The following is a 24,946-nucleotide window of genomic DNA, read 5'->3' as shown; positions in this document are numbered from 1 at the left end:
GTCTGTCTCCTTTCGAACCATTATATCTTACTAATTTCGAGAGCCTTGCTCATCATGCTTTTTGCCGAATTAATAGCAGTTACATTAGCCTCATAACTCCTGGTAGCAGATATCATATCTACCATTTCAGTAACAATATTTACATTGGGAAGCATCACATATCCTGACGGATCAGCATCCGGGTGTGTTGGATCATATAAAGCCTTAAATGGTGCAGTATCTTTTTCTATCGCTACCACCCTTACCCCTGCAGGTTTTTGCTGATCAAGGTAATTAGAAAAAGAGCCAGTTGTGTTGCGTTCTTGAAAGACAACTCTTTCTCTTTGAAAAGGACCTCCTTCTTCAGTTCGAGTTGTGTTTGCATTAGCAATATTGTTTGAGATCGTGTCAAGTCGAAGCCTCTGCGCAGTCAGCCCTGAAGCACTGATATCCAGGGAATTAAAAAATCCCATGACTTACTTCCCTCCTTCGCTAATAGCAGTTTGAAGAATTTTAAGGTTTGTTATAATTTGATCAGATATAATATTATAGGAAAAATTATTTTTTATCATTTCCACCATCTCTTTGTCGATATCTACATTATTTTCATCATTTCGAAAGCTATAGTCTTCTTGACGATATATTTTTGGCTTTATATCTTCTAATTTTTTTCTTGGATCGATATGTTTATCATTTGTGGCAGCAAGTGGAATGGTACGCTGATTCAAGCTGTTCATCAGTATTTCCTCGAAAGACATACCCATCCTTTTGTAGCCAGGTGTATCAACGTTAGCTAAATTATTGGAAATTAACTCGTATCTCTTTAATTTTACATCTAATAGTTTTTCCATTACGTCTATATTGCTAAACAAATCTGTCAAGCCTTACCACCTTCCTATATTTACTTTGTGTAAAATTTTTACTTATTTATAAGCTATCACGAGCCAAAATCTAACAATAAGTCAATTATAAATTGTAAGTTTTTTGGTTATTATGGAATTTATTGCTTATTCGTGCATATAGAATATATATTAGACAAAAAACGGCAAAATCCTCCTTGAAATATTAAATATTAGGTATTTTTTTCTATTTTTTACACAGAACCAAGCCTACATTTAATATTTGACATAAAACAACAAAACCCTGCATACCAAATAAAAAAAAGCAGCAATTGCCGCTTTTTTTATTTAAAGTCTTAAATATTCACGAATACTCAAAAAGCCTGTTGCAAAATTGATCTTACTGAGAAAGTATCGAGTCTAGCCTCTTACCTTTTTTAATTCTTCCAAGAGTTTATCGTTTAGAATCTTTATGTAAGTGCCCTTCATGCCAAGCGAGCGAGATTCAATAACTCCGGCACTTTCGAGTTTTCTCAGTGCATTTACAATTACTGATCTGGTAATTCCTACCCTGTCAGCTATTTTGCTGGCAACCAAAAGGCCTTCACTGCCATCTAATTCTTCAAAAATGTGTTCAACAGCTTCTAACTCTGAAAAGGATAGGGTTCCTATTGCTAACTGAACTACGGCTTTTTTTCTAGCCTCTTCTTCTATTTCATCACTTTTTGATCTGAGGATTTCCATCCCTACTACAGTTGCACTGTATTCTGCAAGCACTAAATCTTCTTCTGTAAATTCTTTTTTAAACCTTGACAACACCAATGTACCAAGCCTTTCTCCGCCACCGTTAATAGGAACTATTGTCATAAATTTATCCGGACAGGAATCTTCTGTTTCGTTAAAAAACATTGCTTCTGGAGAATCTTTGGTTATATTGGGTTTTGTTTCATGAATATCCAGCAGCTTATCATTATACTCTTTAGGAAGCATTTTATCTTCTAAAATTTGTTCTTCTACGGTATCACATTCATAATCTTCCAGTAAATGGTATCCCAATATTTTCCCCTTACGACTAGCTACATATGTGTTTGACGATAATACCTCACCTAATGTTTTACATACATCATTGAAATCTACGGGATATCCCGCCGATCTCTGTAAAAGTTTGTTAATCCTTCTTGTTTTTTCTAATAAGCTTTCACTCATTTAAATTCCTCCTAATTTTTAATACATTTTACTTTTATGTTTTTTATAAAATATACATACTGAGGTCTTTGTCTTTAACAATATTTTTTAACTTTTGATTGACATAATCTCTATCGATTATTATTTGACTTTGTAATAAATCAGGTGCATTGAAAGAAATATCCTCAAGTAGTTTTTCCATAATTGTATGAAGTCGTCTTGCTCCTATGTTTTCAGATTCATGATTGACATGTACTGCCACTTTTACTATTTCATCAATAGCATCTTCGGAAAAACTGATTTTTATACCTTCGGTTTCAAGCAATGCAGTATATTGCTTAATTAATGAATTTTTAGGCTCGGTTAAAATCTTCTTTAAATCCTCTTCAGTCAAACTTTTCAGTTCAACTCTAATAGGAAAGCGGCCTTGAAGTTCAGGTATCAAATCAGATGGCTTCGATACATGAAAAGCTCCTGCAGCTATAAATAATATATGATCAGTCTTTATGGGACCATATTTTGTAACTACAGTAGAACCTTCTATAATAGGCAATATATCTCTTTGAACACCTTCTCTGGAAACATCCTGACCATAGGATTCTTTACCGGCAATTTTATCGATTTCATCTATAAATATTATACCTGAATCTTCAGCTTTCCGAATAGACTCATTTATTACCTCATCCATATCTATCAGTTTTTGTGCTTCCTCTTGTGTCAAAATTCGCCGTGCGTTCTCGATGGTGACAGTGCACTTTTTTTTACGCTTCGGAAAAAGGCCTTCAAACATATCTTGAAAATTAATTCCTATTTCTTCCATGCCAGATGCAGAAAATATTTCAAACATAGAAGGTAAATTATCTTCAATCTCAATTTCTACTAATTCTTTATCTAGACTTCCATTTTTTACTTTCTCCAAGATTTCTTTCTGATTTTCTCTTGCAGTTTTTACTTTTTGTGTATACATTTCTTCGTTATCAGTAGAATAATTCTGTTTTGAGCTGCCAAAGATTGTTTCAAAAGGATTTACAGAAACTGTTTTTGTAGGGATCGGGCATAGTATAGCTGCAATTTTTTGATTAGCAAGTTCTGCTGCTTTATCTTTAACAGCCTCTATTTTTTCGGTTTTTACCATTCTTATAGATGTTTCTACTAAATCCCTTACCATAGAGTCTACATCTCTGCCTACATAGCCTACTTCGGTAAATTTGGTTGCTTCAACTTTTACAAAAGGGGCATTTACAAGTTTTGCAAGCCGTCTGGCTATTTCTGTCTTACCTACACCAGTAGGCCCTATCATTAAAATATTCTTGGGAATTACTTCGTCTTTTATCTCATCGGAAAGCATTTGTCGCCTATATCTATTTCTAAGAGCTATAGCAACTGATTTTTTTGCATCTTCTTGCCCTACAATGTACTTATTAAGCTCTTCTATAATTTTTTTTGGTGTTAGATTTTCCATCTTCTTGCCCTACAATGTACTTATTAAGCTCTTCTATAATTTTTTTTTGGTGTTAGATTTTCCAAATTATTAGTGTAAACACATATCTCCGATGCGATCTTTAAAGATTCCTCAACTATTTTTTGTGCAGGCAGGTCTGAATAGCGATTTAATGCTCTGGCTGCAGCTAAAGCATAAGAACCTCCTGAACCTATGGCTGCTATCCCATCATCCGGTTCGATAACCTCGCCATTACCAGAAATAACTAATATATGCCCTTTATCTGCAGTAATTAGCAATGCCTCTAATTTTTGCAACATTTTATCCTTACGCCATTCTTTAGCAAGCTCAACTGCAGCTTTTTCAAGATTACCATGAGTTTCTTCAAGCTTATCTTCATATTTTTCAAAAAGGGTAATTGCATCAGCCACAGATCCGGCAAAGCCAGCTAAAACCTCACCATTATATATTTTCCTCACCTTTTTTGCATGATGCTTCATTATAGTATTTTGTCCAAAGGTAACCTGTCCGTCTCCGGCAATAGCAGCACCTTTTTCATTTACCATCGCTAAAATAGTTGTCGCCGAAAACATCTTAATCCCCTTTCACATCTTCAGTTAATTTTATTATGAGGGAAAGTTTTATCATATACTTCCTTCAATCTTTCTTTTGTTACATGTGTATAAATTTGCGTTGTAGATAGGCTTGAATGTCCCAATAGTTCTTGAACCGTTTTTAGGTCTGCACCATTGTTAAGCATATGCGTAGCAAAAGTATGTCTTAGTGTATGAGGACTGACTTCACTGTTCAGTGTAGCAATTTTTACATATTTATCGATAATTCTCCTAATACTTCTAGCAGAAATTGCTGTCCCGTTTTTATTGAGAAACAAACTATCACAATTAATATCTTTTGTTAAAAATGGCCTACTCTCTTTTAAATACTTCTCTAAACTTTCCTCAGCCTTTTGCCCAAAAAAAACAACTCGCTCTTTTGAGCCTTTGCCAAAAACAATTATATAATTAGAACCGAAATTTATATCGCTAGTTTTTAGCAAAACCAATTCTCCCACTCTCATTCCAGTTGCATACAAAAGTTCCATAATTGCTTTATCTCTAATGCCTAAAACATCATTTTTAGGTGCCGAAAGAAGCACTTCGATTTCTCCAGGATATAAAAAAAGTGGAAGTTTTTTTGATGTTTTGGGTGTGCTAATTGATTTTGCTATATTTTCTTGAACAAAACCCTCAACTACTAAATACTTATAAAAACTTCTTAGTGCAGAGAGCTTTCTTGCTGCAGTTCTTTTTGAAATCTTTTTTTCTTGTAGGTATGCTAAAAAGCCTCTAATATGCAAATGGGTTGCATTAACAAGAATCGGTTCAGATAGTTTTTTCTGTTTTAAATATTCAAGAAACTGAGAAAGGTCCTCACTGTATGCTTTAATTGTATTCTGTGATGCAGTTTTCGTTGCCCTCAAGTAATCTATAAAACTGTCTATCAATGCTTCATCCATAAGTCTAAAACCTCTCAACTAATAACATTTAATATACTACCATAACATTTTAATTAATGCAAGATTAAATTCTAAATTATTTATATATTGTCTTGTTATTTTCTTTTGAAAAAACTTTTTCATATTCAATAAATTGTCTAATTGAATCTAAAGCTCTTTGACTTAAGAGGATTTTCTTTAATTTACTTGATTTTATATCATTTTGTAATGGAGGTAAAATACCAAAATTCGCTTTCATGGGTTGAAAATTTTCAGGACTGGAAGATGTTATAAAATTTAACAAAGCACCGGTCATGGTTTCAAGTGGTAAAGCAATGGGACCTACTTTTCTAATAAACCTTTTCATATTTATTCCTGCGACAATTCCGGAAGCTGCTGATTCGATATATCCTTCAACCCCCGTTATCTGACCGGCAAAAAACAGTCCACGTAAAGCCTTAAATTCTAGAGTCGGTTTTAAATAAAGGGGGCTTGCTATAAACGTATTTCTGTGTATGAAACCATAACGCACAAATTCAGCCTTTCCCATTCCGGGAATAAGGCCGAATACCCTTTTTTGTTCTCCCCATTTTAAACTGGTTTGAAAGCCAACCATATTAAATAATGTGCCTTCGGCATTTTCTTTTCTCAATTGCGCAACAGCATAGGGCTGTTTTCCTGTAGCAGGGTCAAATATGCCTACAGGTTTCAAAGGACCAAAAAGTAAGGTTTTATACCCACGTTTAGCCATTACTTCTACGGGCATGCAACCTTCGAAAAAAATCGGTTTTTCAAATTCTTTCAAAGGATAGGTTTCTGCATTAATCAGTTCATTATAAAAAGTATCATATTCATCATGGGTAAATGGTAGATTTACATAATCAGCTTCACCTTTATTATATCTTGAACCCCAAAAGGCTTTATCCCAATCAAGTGATTCGCCAGTAATAATCGGAGCCGCAGCATCATAAAAATAAAGATATTCTTTTTTTAACAGTTCGGCAAGAGCTGTTGACATGCCTTCAGAGGTAAGAGGACCCGTAGCAATAATCGCAGGGGTGGGTGGTATCTCGCATATTTCTTTTATATGAAACTCTATATTAGGATGATTTTTTATTAGTTCAGTTACTTTTGAGGAAAATAATTCCCTATCTACAGCCAATGCAGAGCCGGCAGGAATACTCGTCATATCTGCAACTTTCATGATAATTGAGCCCATTGCCCTCATTTCTTGTTTTAACAACCCGGCTGCATTGGTAATTTCATTGGAACGGAGTGAATTACTGCATACCAATTCCGCCAGCTTATCAGTAAGATGAGCCGGAGTTGTTTTTATCGGTCTCATTTCAAACAGATTTACTTTAATCCCATTTTGTGCCAGGTGCCATGCCGCTTCACAGCCGGCTAGACCACCTCCGATCACGTTAACACGTTCCATGGGTTCACCTCATACATCCTATTTTGACTTATAGCCGCACTCTTTATTAGTACAAACTTTATGTTCTCCATTTTTTGTTTTCTTTATTACCATTAAAGCTCCGCATTTTGGACAAGGTTTATCGCTCGGTTTATTCCAAGATACAAATTTACAATTGGGATAATTAGAGCAACCATAAAAAGTTCTTCCTCGTTTAGATTTTCTTACTATAAGATTACCACCGCATTGGGGGCATTTCACTCCAATTTCGGTTATAATAGGTTTCGTGTTTTTGCATTCCGGAAATCCCGGACATGCTAAAAATTTACCGTATCTTCCATTCTTTATAACCATGTTTCTTCCACAAAACTCGCACTTTTCATCGCTTATTTCATCTTCAATTTTAACCTTTTTTAATTCTTGTTCAGCGATTTTTAATTTTTTTTCAAAAGAAGTATAAAATGATTCAAGCAGTTCCTGACGTTTCTGATGACCCGACTCGATTTTATCCAGTTTTTCTTCCATTTCTGCCGTGAAATCTATATCTACTATATCGCTGAAAAATTCTTGTAAAATTTGTACTACGATTTCCCCTAGTTCTGTCGGTTTAAAACGTCCTTTTTCTTTTTCCACATATCCGCGCTTTTGTATGACATCAATAGTAGGTGCATAAGTGCTAGGCCTGCCTATACCCTTCTCTTCAAGAACCTTTACCAACATAGCTTCGGTATATCTGGGTGGTGGTTGTGTAAAATGTTGTTCCGGAAGTAATTTTAGTAACTTGAGAACCTGACCTTCTTTTAATTGCGGAATTTTGCTGTCGTCTTTTTCAGAATCTTCATCAGAACCTTCTGTATATAATAACATAAAGCCCGGAAATTTAACAGTTGAACCTGAAACTTTGAAAATATATTCTCCCGCCTTAATACTAACAGATACTGTATCATATACAGCAGCTGCCATTTGACTACTAACAAATCTATCCCATATAAGCTTATACAATTTATATTGGTCCTTTGTAAGTGAGTCTTTTACCTTTTCGGGTGTTCTTATTACTGATGTAGGTCTAATACCTTCATGAGCATCTTGCACATTTTTTTTATTGTTTTTGCGTGCCGTATACCCACTTCCTAAATATTCCTTGCCATAGTTATATCCTATATATTCCGCCGCTTCCTTCTTAGCTTGTTCAGATATTCTTGTAGAATCCGTTCTCATATAAGTTATTAATCCTACTGCACCTTCTCCTTTGATATCTAAACCCTCGTATAATTGCTGTGCAATCATCATGGTTTTTTTAGCTGTAAATCCAAGCTTTCGAGCTGCTTCCTGTTGCATGCTGCTGGTTGTAAAAGTAAGAGGAGGCATCTTCTTTCTTTCACTGGTCTTTATTTCTGCAACTTCAAAAGTTTTATTCTTTATTTCCTCCAGAATCATATCTGCTTGTTCTTTATTTTCAATTTTTATTTTCTTATTATTTTTTGAATGAAGGCGAGCTCTGATTTTATCTTTATCGCCTTTTAAATCAGCATCAATTGTCCAATATTCATCGGGAATAAATTCTTTTATTTCTTTTTCTCTATCACAGATAATTCTAACAGCAACTGATTGTACCCTTCCTGCGCTAAGACCCCATTTTACTTTTCTCCACAATATAGGACTAATCTTATACCCAACTAATCTATCTAGGATTCTTCTGGCTTGCTGTGCTTCAACTAAATCTGTGTTTATAGTCCTGGGATTTTTGAGGGATTCTAAAACAGCATTTTTTGTAATCTCATAAAATTCTATACGGCATGGTTCACTTTCCGATATGTCTAAAGCATTTGCTAAGTGCCAGGAAATAGCTTCGCCTTCTCTATCCGGGTCAGTTGCCAATAATATTTTATCGGCTTTTGCGGCCTCTTTTTTTAAATTGTTAAGGAGTGGGCCTTTACCTCGTATCGTAATATATTTAGGCGCAAATCCTGATTCAATATCTATACCTAGTTGACTCTTCGGTAAATCCTTTATATGACCCATTGAAGCCTCTATTTTGTAATTTTTACCTAAATACTTACTTAGGGTTTTTGCTTTTGCTGGAGATTCCACAATAATTAAAGATTTAGCCATTTAAAATCACCTTTTACGCATCATAGCTATCGTTGATTAATAGCTTTCTCATATTATAATAACTTTTTAATATAAAAGTCAATTTCTAACAAAATATCCTCCGGGAAGAGCTGATATATAGCCTTTAAGTTCAAGGCAAGTCAATACAGCATTTACTTCCTGAGAATTTCTGTGTGATAAGTTTATTATTTGCTCAATTTGAATGGGTTGATAATCTATTACTTCTAAAATACTCTTCTCGGTTTCACTAAGATTTGGTAAATTTACACTATCTGCTGTATTTGTATTAGAGTTTTTAGGACTTTCTAAGTATAGCTCGTCTAATATATCATCAATGCTTTCTACCAGTTTTGCTCCCTGCTTAATTAGCTTATGAGTTCCTCGACTGTATGGGTTAAAAATACTGCCGGGAATTGCAAAAACTTCCCTGCACTGTTCCAATGAAAAGTCAGCTGTTATTAACGAGCCACTTTTTTCAGCAGCTTCTACTACTAAAGTGCCTAAAGATAATCCGCTGATAATGCGATTCCTTGCAGGGAAATTTACAGCTTGCGGCGGTGTCCCTAGGGGAAAACTTGAAATCACACAACCACATTTTAATATTTCTTTCATTAAACTTATATTCTCAGGAGGATAGATAATATCTATTCCGCAGCCAAAAACTGCTGTAGTGGGACCACCGGCATCAATAGCTCCTTTATGTGCAAATGAGTCGATTCCACGAGCCATACCGCTAACTATATTTATAGTTAGTGAAGCTAATTCTTTTGCAAACTTCATAGCTGCATTTTTGCCATATGCAGATGCTTTTCTAGATCCAACTATAGCTATAGATTTGTTATTCAGAAAAGCTATCTCACCCTTTGTGTAAAGAACCGGAGGTGGATCATAGATCTGTTTTAACAACTCGGGATATTCTTTATCTAATAAAGTTATTATTTTTATTCCTAATTTGTTAGCTCGTTCAATTTCTCTGTTTGGATCAACTTTTTCCCTGGATTTTATTATATTTTCACATATTATTTTTCCAATCCCAGGTATTTCCAATAAATCTTCAGGCTTGGCTTTTAAAAAATCATCATAGCATTTAAACTTTTCAGCTAGACTTTGTATCTTAATAGAACCAAGCTTAGGAATTGCATTTAAAGCTATTAAAAGCGCATTGTCCGCCATAATTACCTCCGAAGTTAATATTCTATTCCTGGTTGAGCGGCAATCCCTTGTTTGTAATGGTGTTTAATCTCACGCACTTCACTTACCATATCGGCTTTTTCCAAAATTTTATCTGATGCATATCTACCAGTCAAAACTATAGTTGTATGCTCAGGTTTCATCTCTATTAAATTAAGGACTTCTTGTTCCGATAATAAACCATAATCTACTGCTACATTAATCTCATCTAATATAACCAAATCGTATTTTCCGGATGATATAATATTTTTTGCAAGGTTTAAACCTTCTTTAGCCAGACTTAAATCTTCTAAGCTGGGATTTCCTTTTATAACAAAGCTGTCTAAACCTTTTTGAACCAATTCAATGTTTGGAAGGTAACGTTTTATGGCTTTGACCTCTCCATACTTTTCATCACCTTTCATAAATTGTATAATATAAACTTTTTCTCCGTGACCTGCGGCACGCAAAGCCAGACCTAAAGCAGCTGTAGTTTTACCCTTTCCGTCTCCAGTATATACTAAAACTAATCCTTTTTTACTTTGCATTCATTTCTCCCCATTTTACACTTTGTTATATTTTAAGATTTTGATAATATTTATCTATATTTCGGTACCGAAGCGCTTCTGCCAAATGGCTTTCTTTAATTAAGCGATTACCATCTAAATCCGCTATGGTTCTAGCAACCTTCAATATTTTGCTATGAGCCCGGGCACTTAGTTTCATGCTTTGGAATGCCTCTTTCATTAGAATTTTACCACTTTTATCTAATTTGCAGTGTTTATTCATTAAAGCCGGGGTAAGTTGTGAATTAAAGTATATATTACAGTCTTTATATCGCTCTAATTGTATTAGTCTTGCCTCTTCAACCCGCTTTTTAATAGTCATCGAATCAGTGGTCGAAGGGCCTTCTAAATCTGAAAACTTGACCGGTGCTACTTCTAATTGTAAATCAATTCTGTCCATCAGAGGGCCTGAGATTTTTGAAAGATATTTTTGGATTTGGTGCAGCGAACAATTACATTCGTGAAATGGATCACCGTAAAAGCCGCAGGGACATGGATTCATAGAACCAACCATCATAAATTTGGAAGGATATGTAATGGTTGCATTTGCCCTAGCAATTGTAACCTTTTCATCTTCCAGAGGCTGACGTAAAAGCTCGAGTATGTCTCTTGGAAATTCCGGAATCTCGTCTAGGAAAAGCACACCGTGATGTGCTAAAGTAATTTCTCCCGGCTTAGGAATACGACCCCCGCCAACCATCCCCACATTTGAAATTGTATGATGAGGTGACCTAAAAGGTCTTTTCTTAATTAATCCCGAATGATTAGAAATCAGACCTGCAATGCTGTAAATTTTTGTAAGTTCCAGTGACTCTTCAAAAGTCATTGAAGGCAGAATTGTCGGTATACGTTTTGCTATCATAGTTTTACCTGAGCCGGGAGAGCCGATCATAATCATATTGTGATGTCCGGCGGCAGCTATCTCAAGGCATCTTTTTAAATTTTCCTGACCTTTTACTTCGGAAAAATCTCCATCAAATACAGTATCATTATCCTGCATCTTGCATCTTACAAGATCTTTGCCCACAACTTTGTTTGCTTTATACTCGCCTTTAAAGTAAGCAACCGCATCCTTCAAAGAATTAACACCAATCGCTTCTACATCATCTATAACAGCAGCTTCTTCCATATTCTCCCACGGAACAATAATACCCTTTAATCCGTTTTCCTTAACCGCAATTACCATGGGTAAAACACCATTCACAGGTCTTATTCTTCCATCTAAAGAAAGCTCTCCTATCACTGCATATTCATTTAATGTATCAGAAGGCATTTGTTCTGTAGCTGCCAATATTCCTAAAGCTATAGGCAAATCAAAATGCGGCCCTTCTTTCCTTATATCTGCCGGCGCAAGATTAAGCGTAATCCTTTTTATGGGAAAATTAAATTCTTGATTTTTAATGGCTGCCCTTACTCGTTCTCTTGACTCTCTGACGGCAATATCAGGCAAACCCACTATATCAAAAGCCGGGAGACCGCTTGAAATATCGACTTCAACGTCTACTAAAAAACTTTCCAGTCCATATATAGAGCAGCTTTTCACCTGTGCTAGCACGAAATCACTCCCTAAAAGGCATTTTCAATATGTTCTATTTCAACGATATACTCATCAACTATCAATATATCTATTACATCAAATCTAATATCATAAAAACCCGGGGAATTTCCTTTAAGATAATATAATGCAACTTTTTTTATTTTCTGTTGTTTATTATAATTCACTGCTTCCATGCCTTTTCCATAATTTGTAGACCTTCTGGTTTTAACTTCAATAAAAACTATATTTTTTCTATCTCTTGCTACAATATCTATTTCTCCATATCGACAACTGAAATTCATTTGAAGAATTTCATAATTTTTCTTTTTTAAATATTCGGCTGCATATTTCTCACCTGCTGCTCCAATTTCTTTAGTATTCAATTTTATATTTCCAACCCCTTTACGGAAAAACTTCGGCGATGGATAGGGCAGATACCGTGTTTTCTAATTGAGTCTATATGCTCTTTAGTACCATATCCTTTATTCTTAATAAAGCCATACTCAGGATAAACAAGATCGTATTTTCTCATTATCCTGTCTCTTTCCACTTTAGCAATTATTGAAGCAGCTGCTATGCACGCACAGATATTATCTCCATGTATTACAAATTCCTGAGGTATAGTAATATCTGGTATTTTTAATGCATCTACTAAAATATATTCAGGTTTAACAGGGAGTTTCTCAACTGCATTTTTCATGGCCATTAAGGTTGAATTTAAAATATTATGGTTATCTATGTAATCAGCATCTATAACATCATAGGCATATGCAACTGCTTTTCCCTTTATATCCTCATAAACTTTTTCTCGTTTCTTTTCACTTATCTTTTTCGAATCCTTTAAATTTAATATTTCTGTATCCAAAACCAAAATAACAGCTGCTGCTACTACCGGTCCTGCTAAAGGTCCACGACCCGCCTCATCTACCCCTGCAACCAGTGTAAAGCCTTCTTGTTTTAATTTTCGTTCCCTATCATACAGCTTTAATATTCTAGCCCGCTCTTTTTTTATATCCATTTGAAATAACCCTTTCTTCAGACAATATCTTGATTCGCTATCTCTAACCAGAATCCTTCTTTTTCCTCAGGTTTTTCTAGGGATATTCTTCCTAACTTTCCCTGTCGGAATTCATTTATCAGAGTTTTTGCGCTCCTGTTAATGTCGAATACTCCACCTTCTACCAAAAAACCGCGATTTTGAGCTATTTTTTCTAGAATCTCCGCAGGTGTACTAGAATCAACTCCGTACCTATCCTTAAGAGCCTGAGGATAATTTACTAATAAATATTTTATAAGAATTAGCGAAAGCTTCTCAAAATCCAATAGTTCCTGCTTGATTGAGCCTAAGATTGCAAGTTTAATGCCTGTCGTTTTATCCTCGAATTTAGGCCACAAAATGCCTGGTGTATCCAACAATTCCAAATTGTCATCTACTTTCAGCCACATTTTGTTTCGAGTTACGCCCGGTATGTCCGCAGTTCTGGCACTTTTTCTTCCCGCCATCTGGTTGATTAAAGACGATTTTCCCACATTAGGAATCCCGATAATCATACATCTTGTTGATCTTAGAACCGTTTTCTTCTTTACATTTCCAAGCAAGTTATAAAGGTTTTTTAATTCTGATTTTTTTAGACTGTTTACAGCTATAGCTTTAATACCTTGCTTTTTAAAATATTTTAACCACATATCAGTGATTTTTTTATCTGCTAAATCGGCTTTGTTCATAATCATGATACTATTCTTGTTACCTATTAAACTATTAATATCAGGAAGATGTGTGCTAAGCGGTGCCCGAGCATCAGTCAACTCCAATACAACGTCAACCAGCTTTAAATTGTCCTTAATCATTTTTTTTGTTTTCGCCATATGGCCGGGATACCATTGAATATCCATAATGCCCACCTCTGTGAAATAACAAAGGGACTGTTATCAGTCCCTCTCCTTTATCCTAGCAGCTTTACCTCTTAATTTTCGCATATAATAAAGTTTTGCTCGACGCACTTTACCCTTCTTTACAACTTCGATTCTATCGATTCGAGGTGAATTTAACGGAAAAATTCTTTCAACTCCTACACCGTAAGATATCTTACGAACCGTAAAAGTTTCTCTTAAACCGCCACCTTTTCTTGCAATAACAATTCCTTCAAAAACCTGAATTCTTTCACGGCCACCCTCGACAACCTTGGTGTATACACTAACGGTGTCTCCAGGCCTAAAATCAGGAATATCTTTCTTTATTTGTTCTTGTTCCACGGAAGTTAGCAAATCCATCTACCTTCCCTCCTCCTGCACTATATTACGTATTTCAGAATAGTCACTACAACACAGCAAAGCATATTATAACATAAAGGCTTTGCCTTGGCAATCAATAACTTATTTTGAGCTTGGGAAAAAACAAGAAGTTTATTCTAAAAGTCTATTATCATTGTTGTTTAATTCTAATTTATTAAATAAATCCGGCCTTTTTTCACGAGTTTTTTTTAACGCTTCTTTGCGCCTATAAAGTTCAATTTCTTTGTGATTACCGGATAGGAGCACATCTGGAACTTTAAGATTCCTGTAAACTTGCGGTCTTGTATATTGAGGATATTCCAATAGCCCATTGCAAAAAGACTCATCATGCGGCGACTCACTGCTGCCTAAAACACCCGGAACAAGTCTAATTACTGCATCTACAACAGCAAGAGCCGGAACTTCTCCGCCTGTCAAAATGAAATCACCTATGGATATCTCATCAGTCACTATTGTTTTAACCCTTTCATCTATACCCTCATAATGGCCACAAATAAAAACCAGATGTTCTTCTTTAGATAAATCTTGAGCTAAAGACTGATTGAATATTTTTCCCTGTGGAGACAGTAAAATTATTCGGCGATTCTTAGCGTTTATTTTTTTATCTACATATTCTACCGCCTCGAAAATCGGTTCTGGTTTCATAACCATTCCACATCCGCCACCGTAAGGATAGTCATCCACTTTTCTATGTTTATCATGAGAAAAATCTCTTATGTCGATTAATTCAATTTTGACTAATCCTTTATCACAAGCTCGTTTTATTATACTAACGCTAAATGGACTTTCAAAAAACTCCGGGAATAAAGTAAGTACATAAATATTTAACATTACAGCATCCCCTCCAGCGGTCTGATTATCATAATTCCATTTCTTAGATCTACTTTTTTTACTACTTGTTTAATTGCTGGAATGAGGATTTCATTTTTATCTTTTGTTTCAACAACATATACATCATTAGCACCTGTTTGAATTACTTCTATAACAGTTCCTATATATGTTTCAAATTCGTTGAAAACATGAAGACCTATGATGTCACATATAAAAAAACGATCCTCCGATAAAGTTACAGCATCTTTCCTGTTAATATTAATATAATGTCCTTTTAAAGTATCTGCCTCTTCTTTCGAATTAATACCTTCAAATTTTAAAACAGGAAAATACTGTCTTAAAAACATAACTGATTCAACCTTATAAGAAACAGCTTGGCTTTTAAAGTCAATAAAAACTTCATTAAGTATTTTAAATCTCTTCGGATTATCTGTCAAAGGTTCAACTTTCACTTGACCTTTAACACCCCAAGAAGAGAGTATTTTGCCTACAGCAATGTACTGTTTTTCATTCAAAGCTATTCTCCTTCGGTTTACAAAGGCTTTATCTTGAAACATTCTAAATGACCTTTTCACCAAAAGACATTCATCCCAAAAGGGTTGGGTTGCCCCGCTCTTTCAGAAACCTATATAATCTCAACAACAACCCTCTTGCCTTCCTTGGCAGCTGCTGCTTTAACAACAGTGCGTATCGCTTTAGCAATTCTTCCCTGTTTGCCAATAACCTTTCCCATATCTTCAGGATCTACTTTTAGTTCTAAAATAATAGACTGTTCACCTTCCACTTGATTTACAGTAACATTTTCAGGATGGTCTACTAAAGCTTTTGCAATATATTCGACTAACTCTATCACAGATACTTCCTCCTTTAGGTTCCTAATAATTACTGATTTTATAGTGAATTAGTTTCGCTTTCAGGCTCTTGTTCTATTGCTTTTTTTTCAGTCAAAATTCCAAGATTTTTAAATAGATATTTCACTGAATCAGTAGGAATAGCTCCCTTTTTTAGCCAATCAACAGCCTTTTCTTCATTAATCTTTATTTGTATTGGGTTTGTCAAAGGATTATAATAACCAATTTCTTCTATAAACCTACCATCTCTTGGCATACGACTATCAGCTACTACTACTCTATAAAAGGGTTTTTTCTTAGCACCCATACGCTTTAATCTAATTTTAACAGCCATTTCTTCACCTCCTTTTAAAAATTTAAAAACGGTAATTTCTGTTTACTTCTTTTGCGGCTCTTATCTGACCCTGCAAATTGTTTTATCATCTTTTTTGTTTGCGCGTACTGCTTTAACAGTCTATTCACATCTTGAATTGCAGTGCCGCTCCCGGCTGCAATACGCTTTCGACGGCTACCATTAATAATAGAAGGGTTGCTTCGTTCTTCCAATGTCATTGAATTAATAATAGCCTCAACTCGACTGAGTTCTTTATCGTCAATCTCAACTCCCTTGAGCTTTTGTTGTGAAAAACCGGGTATCATGTTTAATATTTGATCTAAAGAACCCATCTTTTTAACTTGTGATAACTGGTCTTTAAAATCGTTTAAATCAAAGGACTGAGTTTTGAGTTTATCTTCTAGTTCTTGAGCCTTTTTTAAATCAAAATCTGCGGTTGCTTTCTCTATAAGTGTTAAGACATCACCCATCCCTAAAATCCTTGAAGCCATTCTTTCAGGGTGAAAAATTTCTAAATCATCAAGTTTTTCTCCCATTCCTACATATTTTATAGGACAACCGGTAACCGCTTTAACCGAAAGAGCTGCTCCACCACGACTATCGCCATCTAGCTTCGTTAAAATTAAACCCGTCAGTTGCAGCCTGTTATTAAATTCCTCAGCTACATTTACCGCATCTTGACCAGTCATGCTATCTACCACAAGCAATATCTCGCTGGGGTCAACAGCATGGCTGATATTGACAAGTTCGTTCATTAAGTCGTCATCAACATGTAGACGTCCAGCTGTATCTATTATTACTACATCATGATTGTGCTTTTTTGCATAATCTACTGATGCCTTAGATATATCAACGGGATCCTGTTGTCCCATGGTAAAAACAGGTAGCCCGACTTTTTCTCCGACTATTTTAAGCTGCGTTATAGCCGCCGGACGATAAATATCGGCAGCTACTAAAAGAGGTTTTTTGCCATTCTTGGAAAGTAATTTACCAAGTTTACCTGCAGTTGTAGTTTTTCCGGAGCCTTGAAGTCCAACCAGCATTATAATTGTAATCTCTTTTGAAAAATCTACCTTGCTCTGAGTAGAACCCATCAGCGACGTAAGCTCTTCATTAACGATTTTTATCACTTGCTGTGCTGGAGTCAAGCTTTCCATAACTTCCTGACCAATTGCTCGCTCAGTTATCTTGGAAATTAAATCCTTTACAACCTTAAAATTTACATCGGCTTCGAGCAGCGCAAGCCGAACTTCTTTCATAGCTTGTTTAACATCAGCTTCAGATAGCTTGCCTTTTCCTCTAAGTTTCTTAAAAATATCATTTAGTTTCTGAGTAAGGGACTCAAAAGCCAATCCTATACACCACCTTCCTTCAACAGTGAAGAAACACGATTGTAAACATCCCTGTATTTTTCTTTGTAACTAAGTTCAAGCCCGGGCTCGATTTCTTTTAGAAGTGTAAGTATCTCTTCAATCTCTTTTCTTTGTTGTATATGTTTTTTTACCATACCAAGCTTTTCTTCAAAATTAACTAATGTTTCTTGAGAGCGGCGAAGAACATCATGCACACCCTGTCGGGTTATACCTGCATTTTCTGCAATTTCGCCAAGTGATAAATCATTTAGGTAGTATTGCTCAAATATATTTTTTTGTTTCTTTGTCAAAAAATCGCCGTAGTAATCAAATAAGAGATTGAGTTTTGTAATATTATCCATATAATTCACCTGTAAAGCAATTATACTTTACAGGTGTTATTTTACATAAAAATCAAATGTTAGTCAACTATTTTTTAAAATTAATTTTAACTCTCTTACCAAAACTTATATGAAATGAAGGTTATAATAAGTATCTTCCTTCCAACAAGCTTATTGCTGATCTTCAATTTTAACAAACATAAATTATTTTTTATGCAAATATGGCATCTACGAAATCCTGAGAGTTAAACTCGTGCAAATCATTTATGCCTTCTCCAATTCCGATATACCATACAGGTATCCCGAGCTCTGAAGCAATAGCAATAACAATACCCCCTTTAGCTGTCCCATCCAGTTTCGTTAAAATTATTCCTGAGAAATCTACGGCTTCCTTAAACATCTTTGCTTGAATTAAAGCATTTTGTCCAGTAGTAGCATCCAAAACTATGAGACTTACAACATTGGCTTGTGGGTATTCTTTTTGACAAACCCTGTAGAGTTTTTTAAGTTCCTCCATCAAATTCTTTTTCGTATGAAGTCGGCCCGCTGTATCACAAATAATTAAATCGGCCTTTCTAGCTTTTCCGGCTTGTAGTGCATCAAACAGTACCGATGCAGGATCCGCGCCTTCTTGATGTTTAATTACATCTACACCCACTCTCTGACCCCATATTTCCAATTGATCAATCGCTGCCGCTCTAAAAGTATCCGCAGCGGCTAGAATAACCTTCTTGCCTTGGTTTTTATATATGTTAGCTAATTTCCCTATAGAGGTAGTTTTGCCAACTCCATTAACTCCAACGATTAACATAACAGTTGGATATGTCAAAGATATGTTTTCTTTTGGAAAAAGATCTATAATCTCTTCTTTTAAAACTGATTTTAGTTCTTCGGCAGCAGTTATCTTCTTTGAATTTTCTTTTAATTTTTCTATAAGCATCTGAGTTGTACTAACACCCACATCCGCCGAAATCAGCAGTTCTTCCAATTCTTCAAAGGTTTTTTCATCAATTTTTTTATTGAATTTTAATATATTATCAAATTTCTCGCTAAAACTCTCCCGAGTTTTACTTAAGCTTTGCTTTAATTTATCAATAAAAGCCATTGTGCTCACTCCATTTTTATTATTCCATTTTTACGGCTAAAACCTTCGAAACAGCATCATCTTCCATGGATATACCATATAATGCATCTGCTATTTCCATAGTAGGCTTCCGATGTGTAATTATAATAAATTGAGTATGTTTTGATACTTTTTTAAGATACCTTGTAAAGCGGACAATATTAGCATCATCCAGTGCTGCCTCTATCTCATCTAATACACAAAAAGGTGTTGCTTTTGTGTTTAAAATAGCAAAAAGCAGGGCTATAGCGGTTAATGTTCTTTCGCCTCCGGACAGGAGTGAAATACTTTGGAGCTTTTTGCCGGGCGGCTGAGCGCTAACTTCCACTCCACACTCAAGTATGCTGCCCTCACCTTCAATAATTAGCTGTGCACTGCCACCTTCAAAAAGCTCAAAAAATACTTTATTGAATTCCTTATTAACTTTTTCTATAGATACTAAAAGCATGTCTTCCATTGTATAAGTTATTTCTTTTATTAGGTTGTCCAAGTCAATTTTAGCTTTTACTAAATCGTCCCGCTGTGATTTGAGAAAATCATACCGTGTCTTTAAATTATCATAGTCTTCAACTGCTTGCATGTTTATTGGACCAAGTGCTGTAATTTCACTTTTTAAAGATACTAACTTTTTTTTCATGTCATCTATACTACCAAATTCATCTTTTATTTTCAAGTTTTCGTAATTAGAAATTGAATGTCTTTCATATAATTGATTTTTAACTTGATTTAATTCCGTAATAATTTTTGCCTCATCTATACGACTATTTTGTAATGTTTTTTCCGTTTGATTATAGTCTTTTTCGAGCTTATTCAGATTGGTTTGAACTTGGTTTATGTTGGTTTTTATAATTTCTTTTTTTGCCCTTAAGGACTCAATAAGTTCTTGATATTCATGTTCCTTATCCGTTAGAACGCTTATGCTTTCTTTATATGCGGAAATCTTTTCATCAAATGATATGATTATTTTGTTGTTTTCTTCCAGCTTTTCTCCAAGTTTCTTTATTTCATCTTTGCGAGCCACGATATCTTCCCTAATAGCTTGTAAGCTTTGTCTAACGCTTGTTTCTTCTTGATTATATGATGCTAATTCGATTTTTAATTTAGTTATTTTTTCAGATAATGCTTCTTTAATTTCCTTACTTTTGTCTATATCTTTTTGTAAGTTTTTTACTTTAGATTGGCCTGATATGTTCTGGCTATCTACATTTTCTATATCTGTCTCAATTGAAGAAATTTGAGACAATATTTCTTGAGTTTCAAATTCAATATGTAGTTTTTCTTCCATTAGCTGCTTTTTTCGTTGATATCTTTCTTCTAAAACACCTTGTTTTTCCTGAAGTTGTTGATTTAAAACTGCCATCTCTGATTTTATAGAATACAAATTATCGGTCTTTTCTTCAAGAATTTTTTGGTTGTCTTGAATTTCATTTTTTAATTCTAGATTGGCCTGTTCTATTTGATTAAGCTGCTCTTTTAATTGAGCAATTTTTTGTTCAAATTCAATTAGCTGCCTTTTCCTTAGAAGTAAAAAGTTTGACCTCTTTTGGCTTCCACCAGTGATAGAGCCACCTGGGTTTAAAAGTTCACCTTGGATCGTAACAATTTTAAGGCTAAAGTTACACCGTCTTGCAATATATATAGCATCGTCTAAGGTATTCGACACTAACACTCTTCCAAGAAGAAACGCAACAACCGGATAATATTTATTATCAAATTTTACAAAGTTAATTGCCTCTGAAACGCGGTCTTTTTTTGATAATAACTTTAACTCTTTAGCTTCCATAATCCGTGGTTTTACAGCTGAAAGAGGCAGGAAAGTAACTCTACCGTAATCGTGCTTTTTCAGATATTCTATTGCTTTTTTTGCATTCTCTTCGTTTTCACAGATAATATTTTGCATAGCTGCACCTAAGGCAGTTTCAATCGCAACTTCATACTGTTGTTTTACTGAAATCACATCAGCTACTGTACCATAGATACCATTGTCATTATATCGTTGATTTTTAAGAGCAAGTAATAAATTTTTTACTCCATACTGATAACCTTCGTAACTGTCAGTAATTTCTTTTAATGTATTTTTTTTTGAAACAATAGTTGCTAAATCTTGTTGTTTTTGAGCTTTTATGTTTTCGTCATAATCAAACTTTACAATCTTCTGATCGAGAACTTCCTTCAGCTTTTTTATATTCTGTTCGTGTTCTTTAGATAAGCATTCTAGGTGAGTTATTTCTTCCTTAATATCTGAAACTTCTTTTAAGGTAATTGCATTTGTTTTATCTAATTCCAATTCTTCATTTTGTATCTGATTTAATCGCTTTTCTAAAGTTAATTTCATACTATTAAGACCAGAAACAACATTCTTCTTTTCTGAAGCGTAATTCAATAAGTTAATCACATCACCCTTGGCATTTTCGATAAGTCTTTGCTTTTCATTAATTTCATCATTTACAGAAATTAGTTTTTTTTCATTTTGGTCTATTGTAAGTTTTAACTCATTGATGGCTTCTATTTTTTCTTCTAATTCATCAGATTTTAATTTTAGAGTTTCTTCAGCAGTTTGCAGTTCATTTTTTTTCTTTTCTATGCTGTCAGATAAATCCTCATTTTCTTGCTGTATTCTGCTTCTTTCAGCAGTAGCCAATTGAAAATCTCTTTCGATATCTTTCTTCTTGCTGTTTATCTCATAAAATTCTACTTGCGCTTTTTCGTAGGCTTCCTCAACAGTACTTTGTTGTATTTTATACTCGCTTATTTGTTTTTTCGACGATTCGATATTATTACGCAACTGCGTTAATAATGTTTCTTTGTCTTCAAGTTTCTCCTTTATATATTTTATATGTTTCTCTTTACTGTCTAATTCAAATAAAAGTAAATTAATATCTATTTCTTTAAAAGCCGCAGCAAGTTCTTTATACTTCAGTGCCACATCTTTTTGAGCAGCTAAAGGTTGCATCTGGTTTAAAAGTTCAGTAATGATATCATCAATCCTGGATATATTATCCATGGTTTCTTCCAGTCTTTTTTCTGCCTCTTTTTTTCTAATCCTGTATTTCACGATTCCTGCCGTTTCTTCGAAAATAGTTCGCCTTTCCTCTGCTTTACAGGTAAGCATTTCATCTATTTGTCCTTGACTAATTATAGAATAACCATCTTTTCCGACTCCGGAATCAATAAGTATTTCTTGAATGTCTTTTAATCTGCAAGGAGTCCGATTTAAATAGAACTCGCTTTCGCCAGAACGAAAGGTTCGACGGACAAGATATATTTCAGAATAATCCAAAGGAATAAGATTATCAAAATTATCAATGGTTATAGCAACTTCAGCCATGCCCATGGGCTTTTTCTTATTGCTCCCAGCAAATATTACATCCTCAAGCTTATATCCTCGTAATGTCTTTACACTTTGTTCTCCAAGCACCCATCGTATAGCATCGATTATATTGCTTTTTCCACTGCCGTTAGGGCCAACAATGGCATTAATTCCAGGTTGAAACTCCAAAATAACCCTATCAGCAAAAGACTTAAAACCATGAAGTTCGATTCTTTTTAGATACAAAAGCATCCCTCCTTACCTCTACAATTTTAACATAAGAATTTAAAAAAAAGAACCAATGAGATTAATATTGACTTTAAACATAAAAATACCTGCCTCCTAAGACAGGTATTAGCTCAATAGGTTACTTCTAGCGGGGTTCAACAATAAATTTTATAGCTGTTCTTTCCTCACCATCAATATCAATTTCTGCAAAAGCCGGGATGGTAACAAGGTCAATTCCGTTTGGTGCAACAAAGCCTCTCGCAATGGCTATGGCCTTAACTGCTTGATTTACAGCCCCTGCCCCTACCGCTTGAAGCTCTGCCACGCCATTTTCTCTTAAGACAGCTGCTAAAGCTCCTGCCACAGATTTAGGTTTTGATTGTGCTGATACTTTTAGTACTTCCATTTCATATATCCCCCTTAATCTAGCAATATTTATTATATTATATCATTGCAATATATATTCTATGATGGTTTCAAATTTCCTTCTTTTTGCAATATTATATTTTATAGTTCATTATTCATTCTATCTAAAGCCTCTTTTGCTGCATTCTGTTCTGCTTGTTTTTTGCTCTTTCCAATACCGGTGCCTAAAATTTTATTTTTCCAGACAACCTCAACGCAAAATAGCTTATCATGATCCGGCCCAGATTCATTTACTACATTATAAAGTATTTTGTCCTCATCAAATTTTTGTAAGAGTTCCTGGAGATCTGTTTTGTAATCTGTGCCCCATTCACCTTGGATGGCCTTAAAAATAATTGCTTCTAAATTTTTAATTATAAAATCATATGTGGTTTTATAATTTTTATCAATATATATAGCTCCTATTAATGCTTCCAGTGTGTCTGCAAGAATGGAAACTTTTTCTCGGCCACCAGTATTTTCTTCTCCTTTACTCAGAATCAGATAATCTCCTAAAAAAAGTTGTCTTGCAATCTGAGCCAGACTCGATTCACAGACAGTAAATGCTCGAATTTTTGTCATTTGGCCTTCGGTAAGAAAATCGTAATGCCTGTAAAGATACTCACTTATGGCTAATTCTAATACAGCATCGCCAAGGAATTCTAATCTCTGATTATTTTCTTGATATGGTTTTTCTTTTTCATTAGTAAGGGAGGGGTGAATAAATGCTTGATTTAAGGTATTCAGATTATTAAACTGAATACCAATATTTTCTTGTAAAATCATAAGTTGTTGAAACCTTTTTTCATCTATACACATACTTTTACCTCATTTATATTTTTTAACTATCACACTGGCATTATGTCCTCCAAAACCCATTGAGTTTGACAGAGCTACATTTACAGTTCTATTTATTGCCCTATTGGGAACGTAATTCAAATCACATTCGGGATCAGCATTATCGTAGTTAATTGTAGGAGGAATCTCGTTTTTAAAAGTTGCAAGAAGTGAAACAATAAACTCAATGGCACCTGCCGCTCCAAGTAGATGCCCAGTCATAGATTTTGTAGAACTTATGGCAAGTTTATATGCATGTTCACCAAATGCATTCTTTATGGCTAAAGTTTCAAACTTATCGTTTAATGGCGTTGAAGTGCCATGCGCATTTATATAATCAACTTCATTAGGCAAAATCCCCGCATCCAGTATAGAAGCTTTCATTGCTCGAGCAGCCCCCTCACCATCCGGTGATGGTTGTGTTAAATGATATGCGTCTGCCGTTGACCCATAACCTATGATTTCACCATAAACCCTAGCATTTCTTTTTAACGCACTGTCAAGTGTTTCCATTATTATTATTCCTGCACCTTCACCCATCACAAAACCATCTCTGTCCTTGTCAAAAGGTCGGCTGGCTTTACTGGGTTCATCATTTCTTGTTGATAGTGCCTTCATTGATGAAAATCCTGTCATCGAAAGCCTTGTTATAGGTGCCTCAGTACCGCCTGATATAATAATGTCTGCATCACCTCTCTGCAAGACTTTAAAAGCCTCTCCTATAGCATTAGTACCCGAAGCGCAAGCCGTTACAACTGTAAAATTTGGCCCTTTTAAGTCAAAAGCCATAGAAACCTGACCTGATGCCATATTAATAATCATCATGGGAATGAAAAACGGGCTGACACGCCGTGGGCCCTTTTCTAAAAGCACACTATGCTGTTCTTCCCATGTCGTGGCACCACCAATCCCAGAACCCAATATAACTCCCGCTCTTGTCCTGTCAATTTGCAAAAGATTCAGTTTTGAATCTTCTAATGCCATTTTTGTTGCTGCAATTGCAAACTGTGTAAACCTATCCAGTCTTTTAATTTCCTTCTTTTCAATATAATTCTCAGGATTAAAATCTCTAACCTCTCCGGCTATATTAGATGGCAAATCATCAGTATCAAAAGTAGTAATTGTATCAATACCCGATTTACCCTCTATAAGTGATTTCCAGAATTTATCCAGTCCAATACCAACAGGTGATATTACACCTATTCCTGTTACTACTACTCGTTTCTTATCCATTCTAATCCTCCCAAAAGTTTACGATCTCTTAATTTTTATTTAAATGGGATGCTCCCGAATATAGCACT

26 protein-coding genes are annotated in these 24,946 nt (G+C 34.9%); all 26 read right to left on the bottom strand.

The window, feature by feature from the left end; translation table 11 throughout:
* Positions 1-20 precede the first annotated feature (20 nt).
* On the bottom strand, positions 21-452 hold the full coding sequence (gene flgC, locus TEPIRE1_RS06070; RefSeq protein ID WP_013778286.1) for a flagellar basal body rod protein FlgC: 432 nt from the start codon (positions 450-452) through the stop codon (positions 21-23).
* 3 nt (positions 453-455) lie between these two features.
* Positions 456-860 (bottom strand): flagellar basal body rod protein FlgB, encoded by a 405-nt coding sequence (gene flgB / locus TEPIRE1_RS06065; RefSeq protein ID WP_013778285.1) that lies wholly within the window; start codon positions 858-860, stop codon positions 456-458.
* 378 nt (positions 861-1,238) lie between these two features.
* On the bottom strand, positions 1,239-2,024 hold the full coding sequence (gene codY, locus TEPIRE1_RS06060; RefSeq protein ID WP_013778284.1) for a GTP-sensing pleiotropic transcriptional regulator CodY: 786 nt from the start codon (positions 2,022-2,024) through the stop codon (positions 1,239-1,241).
* A gap of 43 nt (positions 2,025-2,067) precedes the next feature.
* Positions 2,068-3,465, bottom strand: a complete 1,398-nt coding sequence (gene hslU, locus TEPIRE1_RS06055) for an ATP-dependent protease ATPase subunit HslU (protein ID WP_013778283.1) — start codon at positions 3,463-3,465, stop codon at positions 2,068-2,070.
* A 23-nt stretch (positions 3,466-3,488) separates the two neighbouring features.
* On the bottom strand, positions 3,489-4,037 hold the full coding sequence (gene hslV, locus TEPIRE1_RS06050; RefSeq protein ID WP_023211483.1) for an ATP-dependent protease subunit HslV: 549 nt from the start codon (positions 4,035-4,037) through the stop codon (positions 3,489-3,491).
* Positions 4,038-4,057: 20 nt separating this feature from the next.
* Entirely contained in the window at positions 4,058-4,960 is a 903-nt protein-coding gene (gene xerC, locus TEPIRE1_RS06045) for a tyrosine recombinase XerC (RefSeq protein WP_013778281.1), read from the bottom strand.
* 76 nt (positions 4,961-5,036) lie between these two features.
* Positions 5,037-6,377 carry an FADH(2)-oxidizing methylenetetrahydrofolate--tRNA-(uracil(54)-C(5))-methyltransferase TrmFO gene (trmFO, locus tag TEPIRE1_RS06040; protein WP_013778280.1) on the bottom strand — a complete coding sequence of 447 codons (1,341 nt, stop codon included), beginning with the start codon at positions 6,375-6,377 and terminating at the stop codon, positions 5,037-5,039.
* 18 nt (positions 6,378-6,395) lie between these two features.
* Positions 6,396-8,468 (bottom strand): type I DNA topoisomerase, encoded by a 2,073-nt coding sequence (gene topA, locus TEPIRE1_RS06035; protein WP_013778279.1) that lies wholly within the window; start codon positions 8,466-8,468, stop codon positions 6,396-6,398.
* A gap of 78 nt (positions 8,469-8,546) precedes the next feature.
* Positions 8,547-9,641, bottom strand: coding sequence for a DNA-processing protein DprA (dprA, locus tag TEPIRE1_RS06030; protein WP_013778278.1), 1,095 nt, complete (start codon positions 9,639-9,641; stop codon positions 8,547-8,549).
* Between the two features lie 14 nt (positions 9,642-9,655).
* On the bottom strand, positions 9,656-10,186 hold the full coding sequence (gene cobO, locus TEPIRE1_RS06025) for a cob(I)yrinic acid a,c-diamide adenosyltransferase (protein WP_013778277.1): 531 nt from the start codon (positions 10,184-10,186) through the stop codon (positions 9,656-9,658).
* 25 nt (positions 10,187-10,211) lie between these two features.
* Positions 10,212-11,759, bottom strand: a complete 1,548-nt coding sequence (locus TEPIRE1_RS06020) for a YifB family Mg chelatase-like AAA ATPase (protein ID WP_013778276.1) — start codon at positions 11,757-11,759, stop codon at positions 10,212-10,214.
* Between the two features lie 11 nt (positions 11,760-11,770).
* Positions 11,771-12,124 (bottom strand): YraN family protein, encoded by a 354-nt coding sequence (locus tag TEPIRE1_RS06015; protein ID WP_013778275.1) that lies wholly within the window; start codon positions 12,122-12,124, stop codon positions 11,771-11,773.
* 2 nt (positions 12,125-12,126) lie between these two features.
* Complete coding sequence (locus tag TEPIRE1_RS06010) at positions 12,127-12,759, bottom strand: ribonuclease HII (RefSeq protein WP_013778274.1); 633 nt, start codon at positions 12,757-12,759, stop codon at positions 12,127-12,129.
* Between the two features lie 17 nt (positions 12,760-12,776).
* Complete coding sequence (gene ylqF / locus TEPIRE1_RS06005; protein ID WP_013778273.1) at positions 12,777-13,634, bottom strand: ribosome biogenesis GTPase YlqF; 858 nt, start codon at positions 13,632-13,634, stop codon at positions 12,777-12,779.
* A gap of 36 nt (positions 13,635-13,670) precedes the next feature.
* Positions 13,671-14,012, bottom strand: coding sequence for a 50S ribosomal protein L19 (gene rplS / locus TEPIRE1_RS06000; RefSeq protein ID WP_013778272.1), 342 nt, complete (start codon positions 14,010-14,012; stop codon positions 13,671-13,673).
* A 132-nt stretch (positions 14,013-14,144) separates the two neighbouring features.
* Complete coding sequence (trmD, locus tag TEPIRE1_RS05995; protein ID WP_013778271.1) at positions 14,145-14,864, bottom strand: tRNA (guanosine(37)-N1)-methyltransferase TrmD; 720 nt, start codon at positions 14,862-14,864, stop codon at positions 14,145-14,147.
* Positions 14,864-15,379 carry a ribosome maturation factor RimM gene (gene rimM, locus TEPIRE1_RS05990; RefSeq protein ID WP_013778270.1) on the bottom strand — a complete coding sequence of 172 codons (516 nt, stop codon included), beginning with the start codon at positions 15,377-15,379 and terminating at the stop codon, positions 14,864-14,866. The genes trmD and rimM overlap by 1 nt, the downstream gene beginning before the upstream one ends.
* Positions 15,380-15,489: 110 nt before the next feature.
* Positions 15,490-15,717, bottom strand: a complete 228-nt coding sequence (locus TEPIRE1_RS05985; protein ID WP_013778269.1) for a KH domain-containing protein — start codon at positions 15,715-15,717, stop codon at positions 15,490-15,492.
* Positions 15,718-15,755: 38 nt separating this feature from the next.
* Positions 15,756-16,049 carry a 30S ribosomal protein S16 gene (gene rpsP, locus TEPIRE1_RS05980; RefSeq protein WP_013778268.1) on the bottom strand — a complete coding sequence of 98 codons (294 nt, stop codon included), beginning with the start codon at positions 16,047-16,049 and terminating at the stop codon, positions 15,756-15,758.
* Between the two features lie 14 nt (positions 16,050-16,063).
* Positions 16,064-17,401 (bottom strand): signal recognition particle protein, encoded by a 1,338-nt coding sequence (ffh, locus tag TEPIRE1_RS05975; RefSeq protein ID WP_013778267.1) that lies wholly within the window; start codon positions 17,399-17,401, stop codon positions 16,064-16,066.
* Between the two features lie 2 nt (positions 17,402-17,403).
* Entirely contained in the window at positions 17,404-17,763 is a 360-nt protein-coding gene (gene ylxM, locus TEPIRE1_RS05970; protein ID WP_013778266.1) for a YlxM family DNA-binding protein, read from the bottom strand.
* 190 nt (positions 17,764-17,953) lie between these two features.
* On the bottom strand, positions 17,954-18,847 hold the full coding sequence (gene ftsY / locus TEPIRE1_RS05965) for a signal recognition particle-docking protein FtsY (protein WP_013778265.1): 894 nt from the start codon (positions 18,845-18,847) through the stop codon (positions 17,954-17,956).
* A 19-nt stretch (positions 18,848-18,866) separates the two neighbouring features.
* Positions 18,867-22,421 carry a chromosome segregation protein SMC gene (gene smc / locus TEPIRE1_RS05960; RefSeq protein WP_013778264.1) on the bottom strand — a complete coding sequence of 1,185 codons (3,555 nt, stop codon included), beginning with the start codon at positions 22,419-22,421 and terminating at the stop codon, positions 18,867-18,869.
* Between the two features lie 127 nt (positions 22,422-22,548).
* On the bottom strand, positions 22,549-22,809 hold the full coding sequence (locus tag TEPIRE1_RS05955; protein ID WP_013778263.1) for a stage V sporulation protein S: 261 nt from the start codon (positions 22,807-22,809) through the stop codon (positions 22,549-22,551).
* Positions 22,810-22,910: 101 nt separating this feature from the next.
* Positions 22,911-23,627, bottom strand: coding sequence for a ribonuclease III (rnc, locus tag TEPIRE1_RS05950; protein ID WP_013778262.1), 717 nt, complete (start codon positions 23,625-23,627; stop codon positions 22,911-22,913).
* Between the two features lie 9 nt (positions 23,628-23,636).
* Complete coding sequence (gene fabF, locus TEPIRE1_RS05945) at positions 23,637-24,878, bottom strand: beta-ketoacyl-ACP synthase II (RefSeq protein ID WP_013778261.1); 1,242 nt, start codon at positions 24,876-24,878, stop codon at positions 23,637-23,639.
* Between the last annotated feature and the right edge of the window lie 68 nt (positions 24,879-24,946).

This window comes from Tepidanaerobacter acetatoxydans Re1 (genome assembly GCF_000328765.2).
Lineage (GTDB): Bacteria > Bacillota > Thermosediminibacteria > Thermosediminibacterales > Tepidanaerobacteraceae > Tepidanaerobacter > Tepidanaerobacter acetatoxydans.
This window is presented reverse-complemented; position numbering and strand designations above follow the sequence as displayed.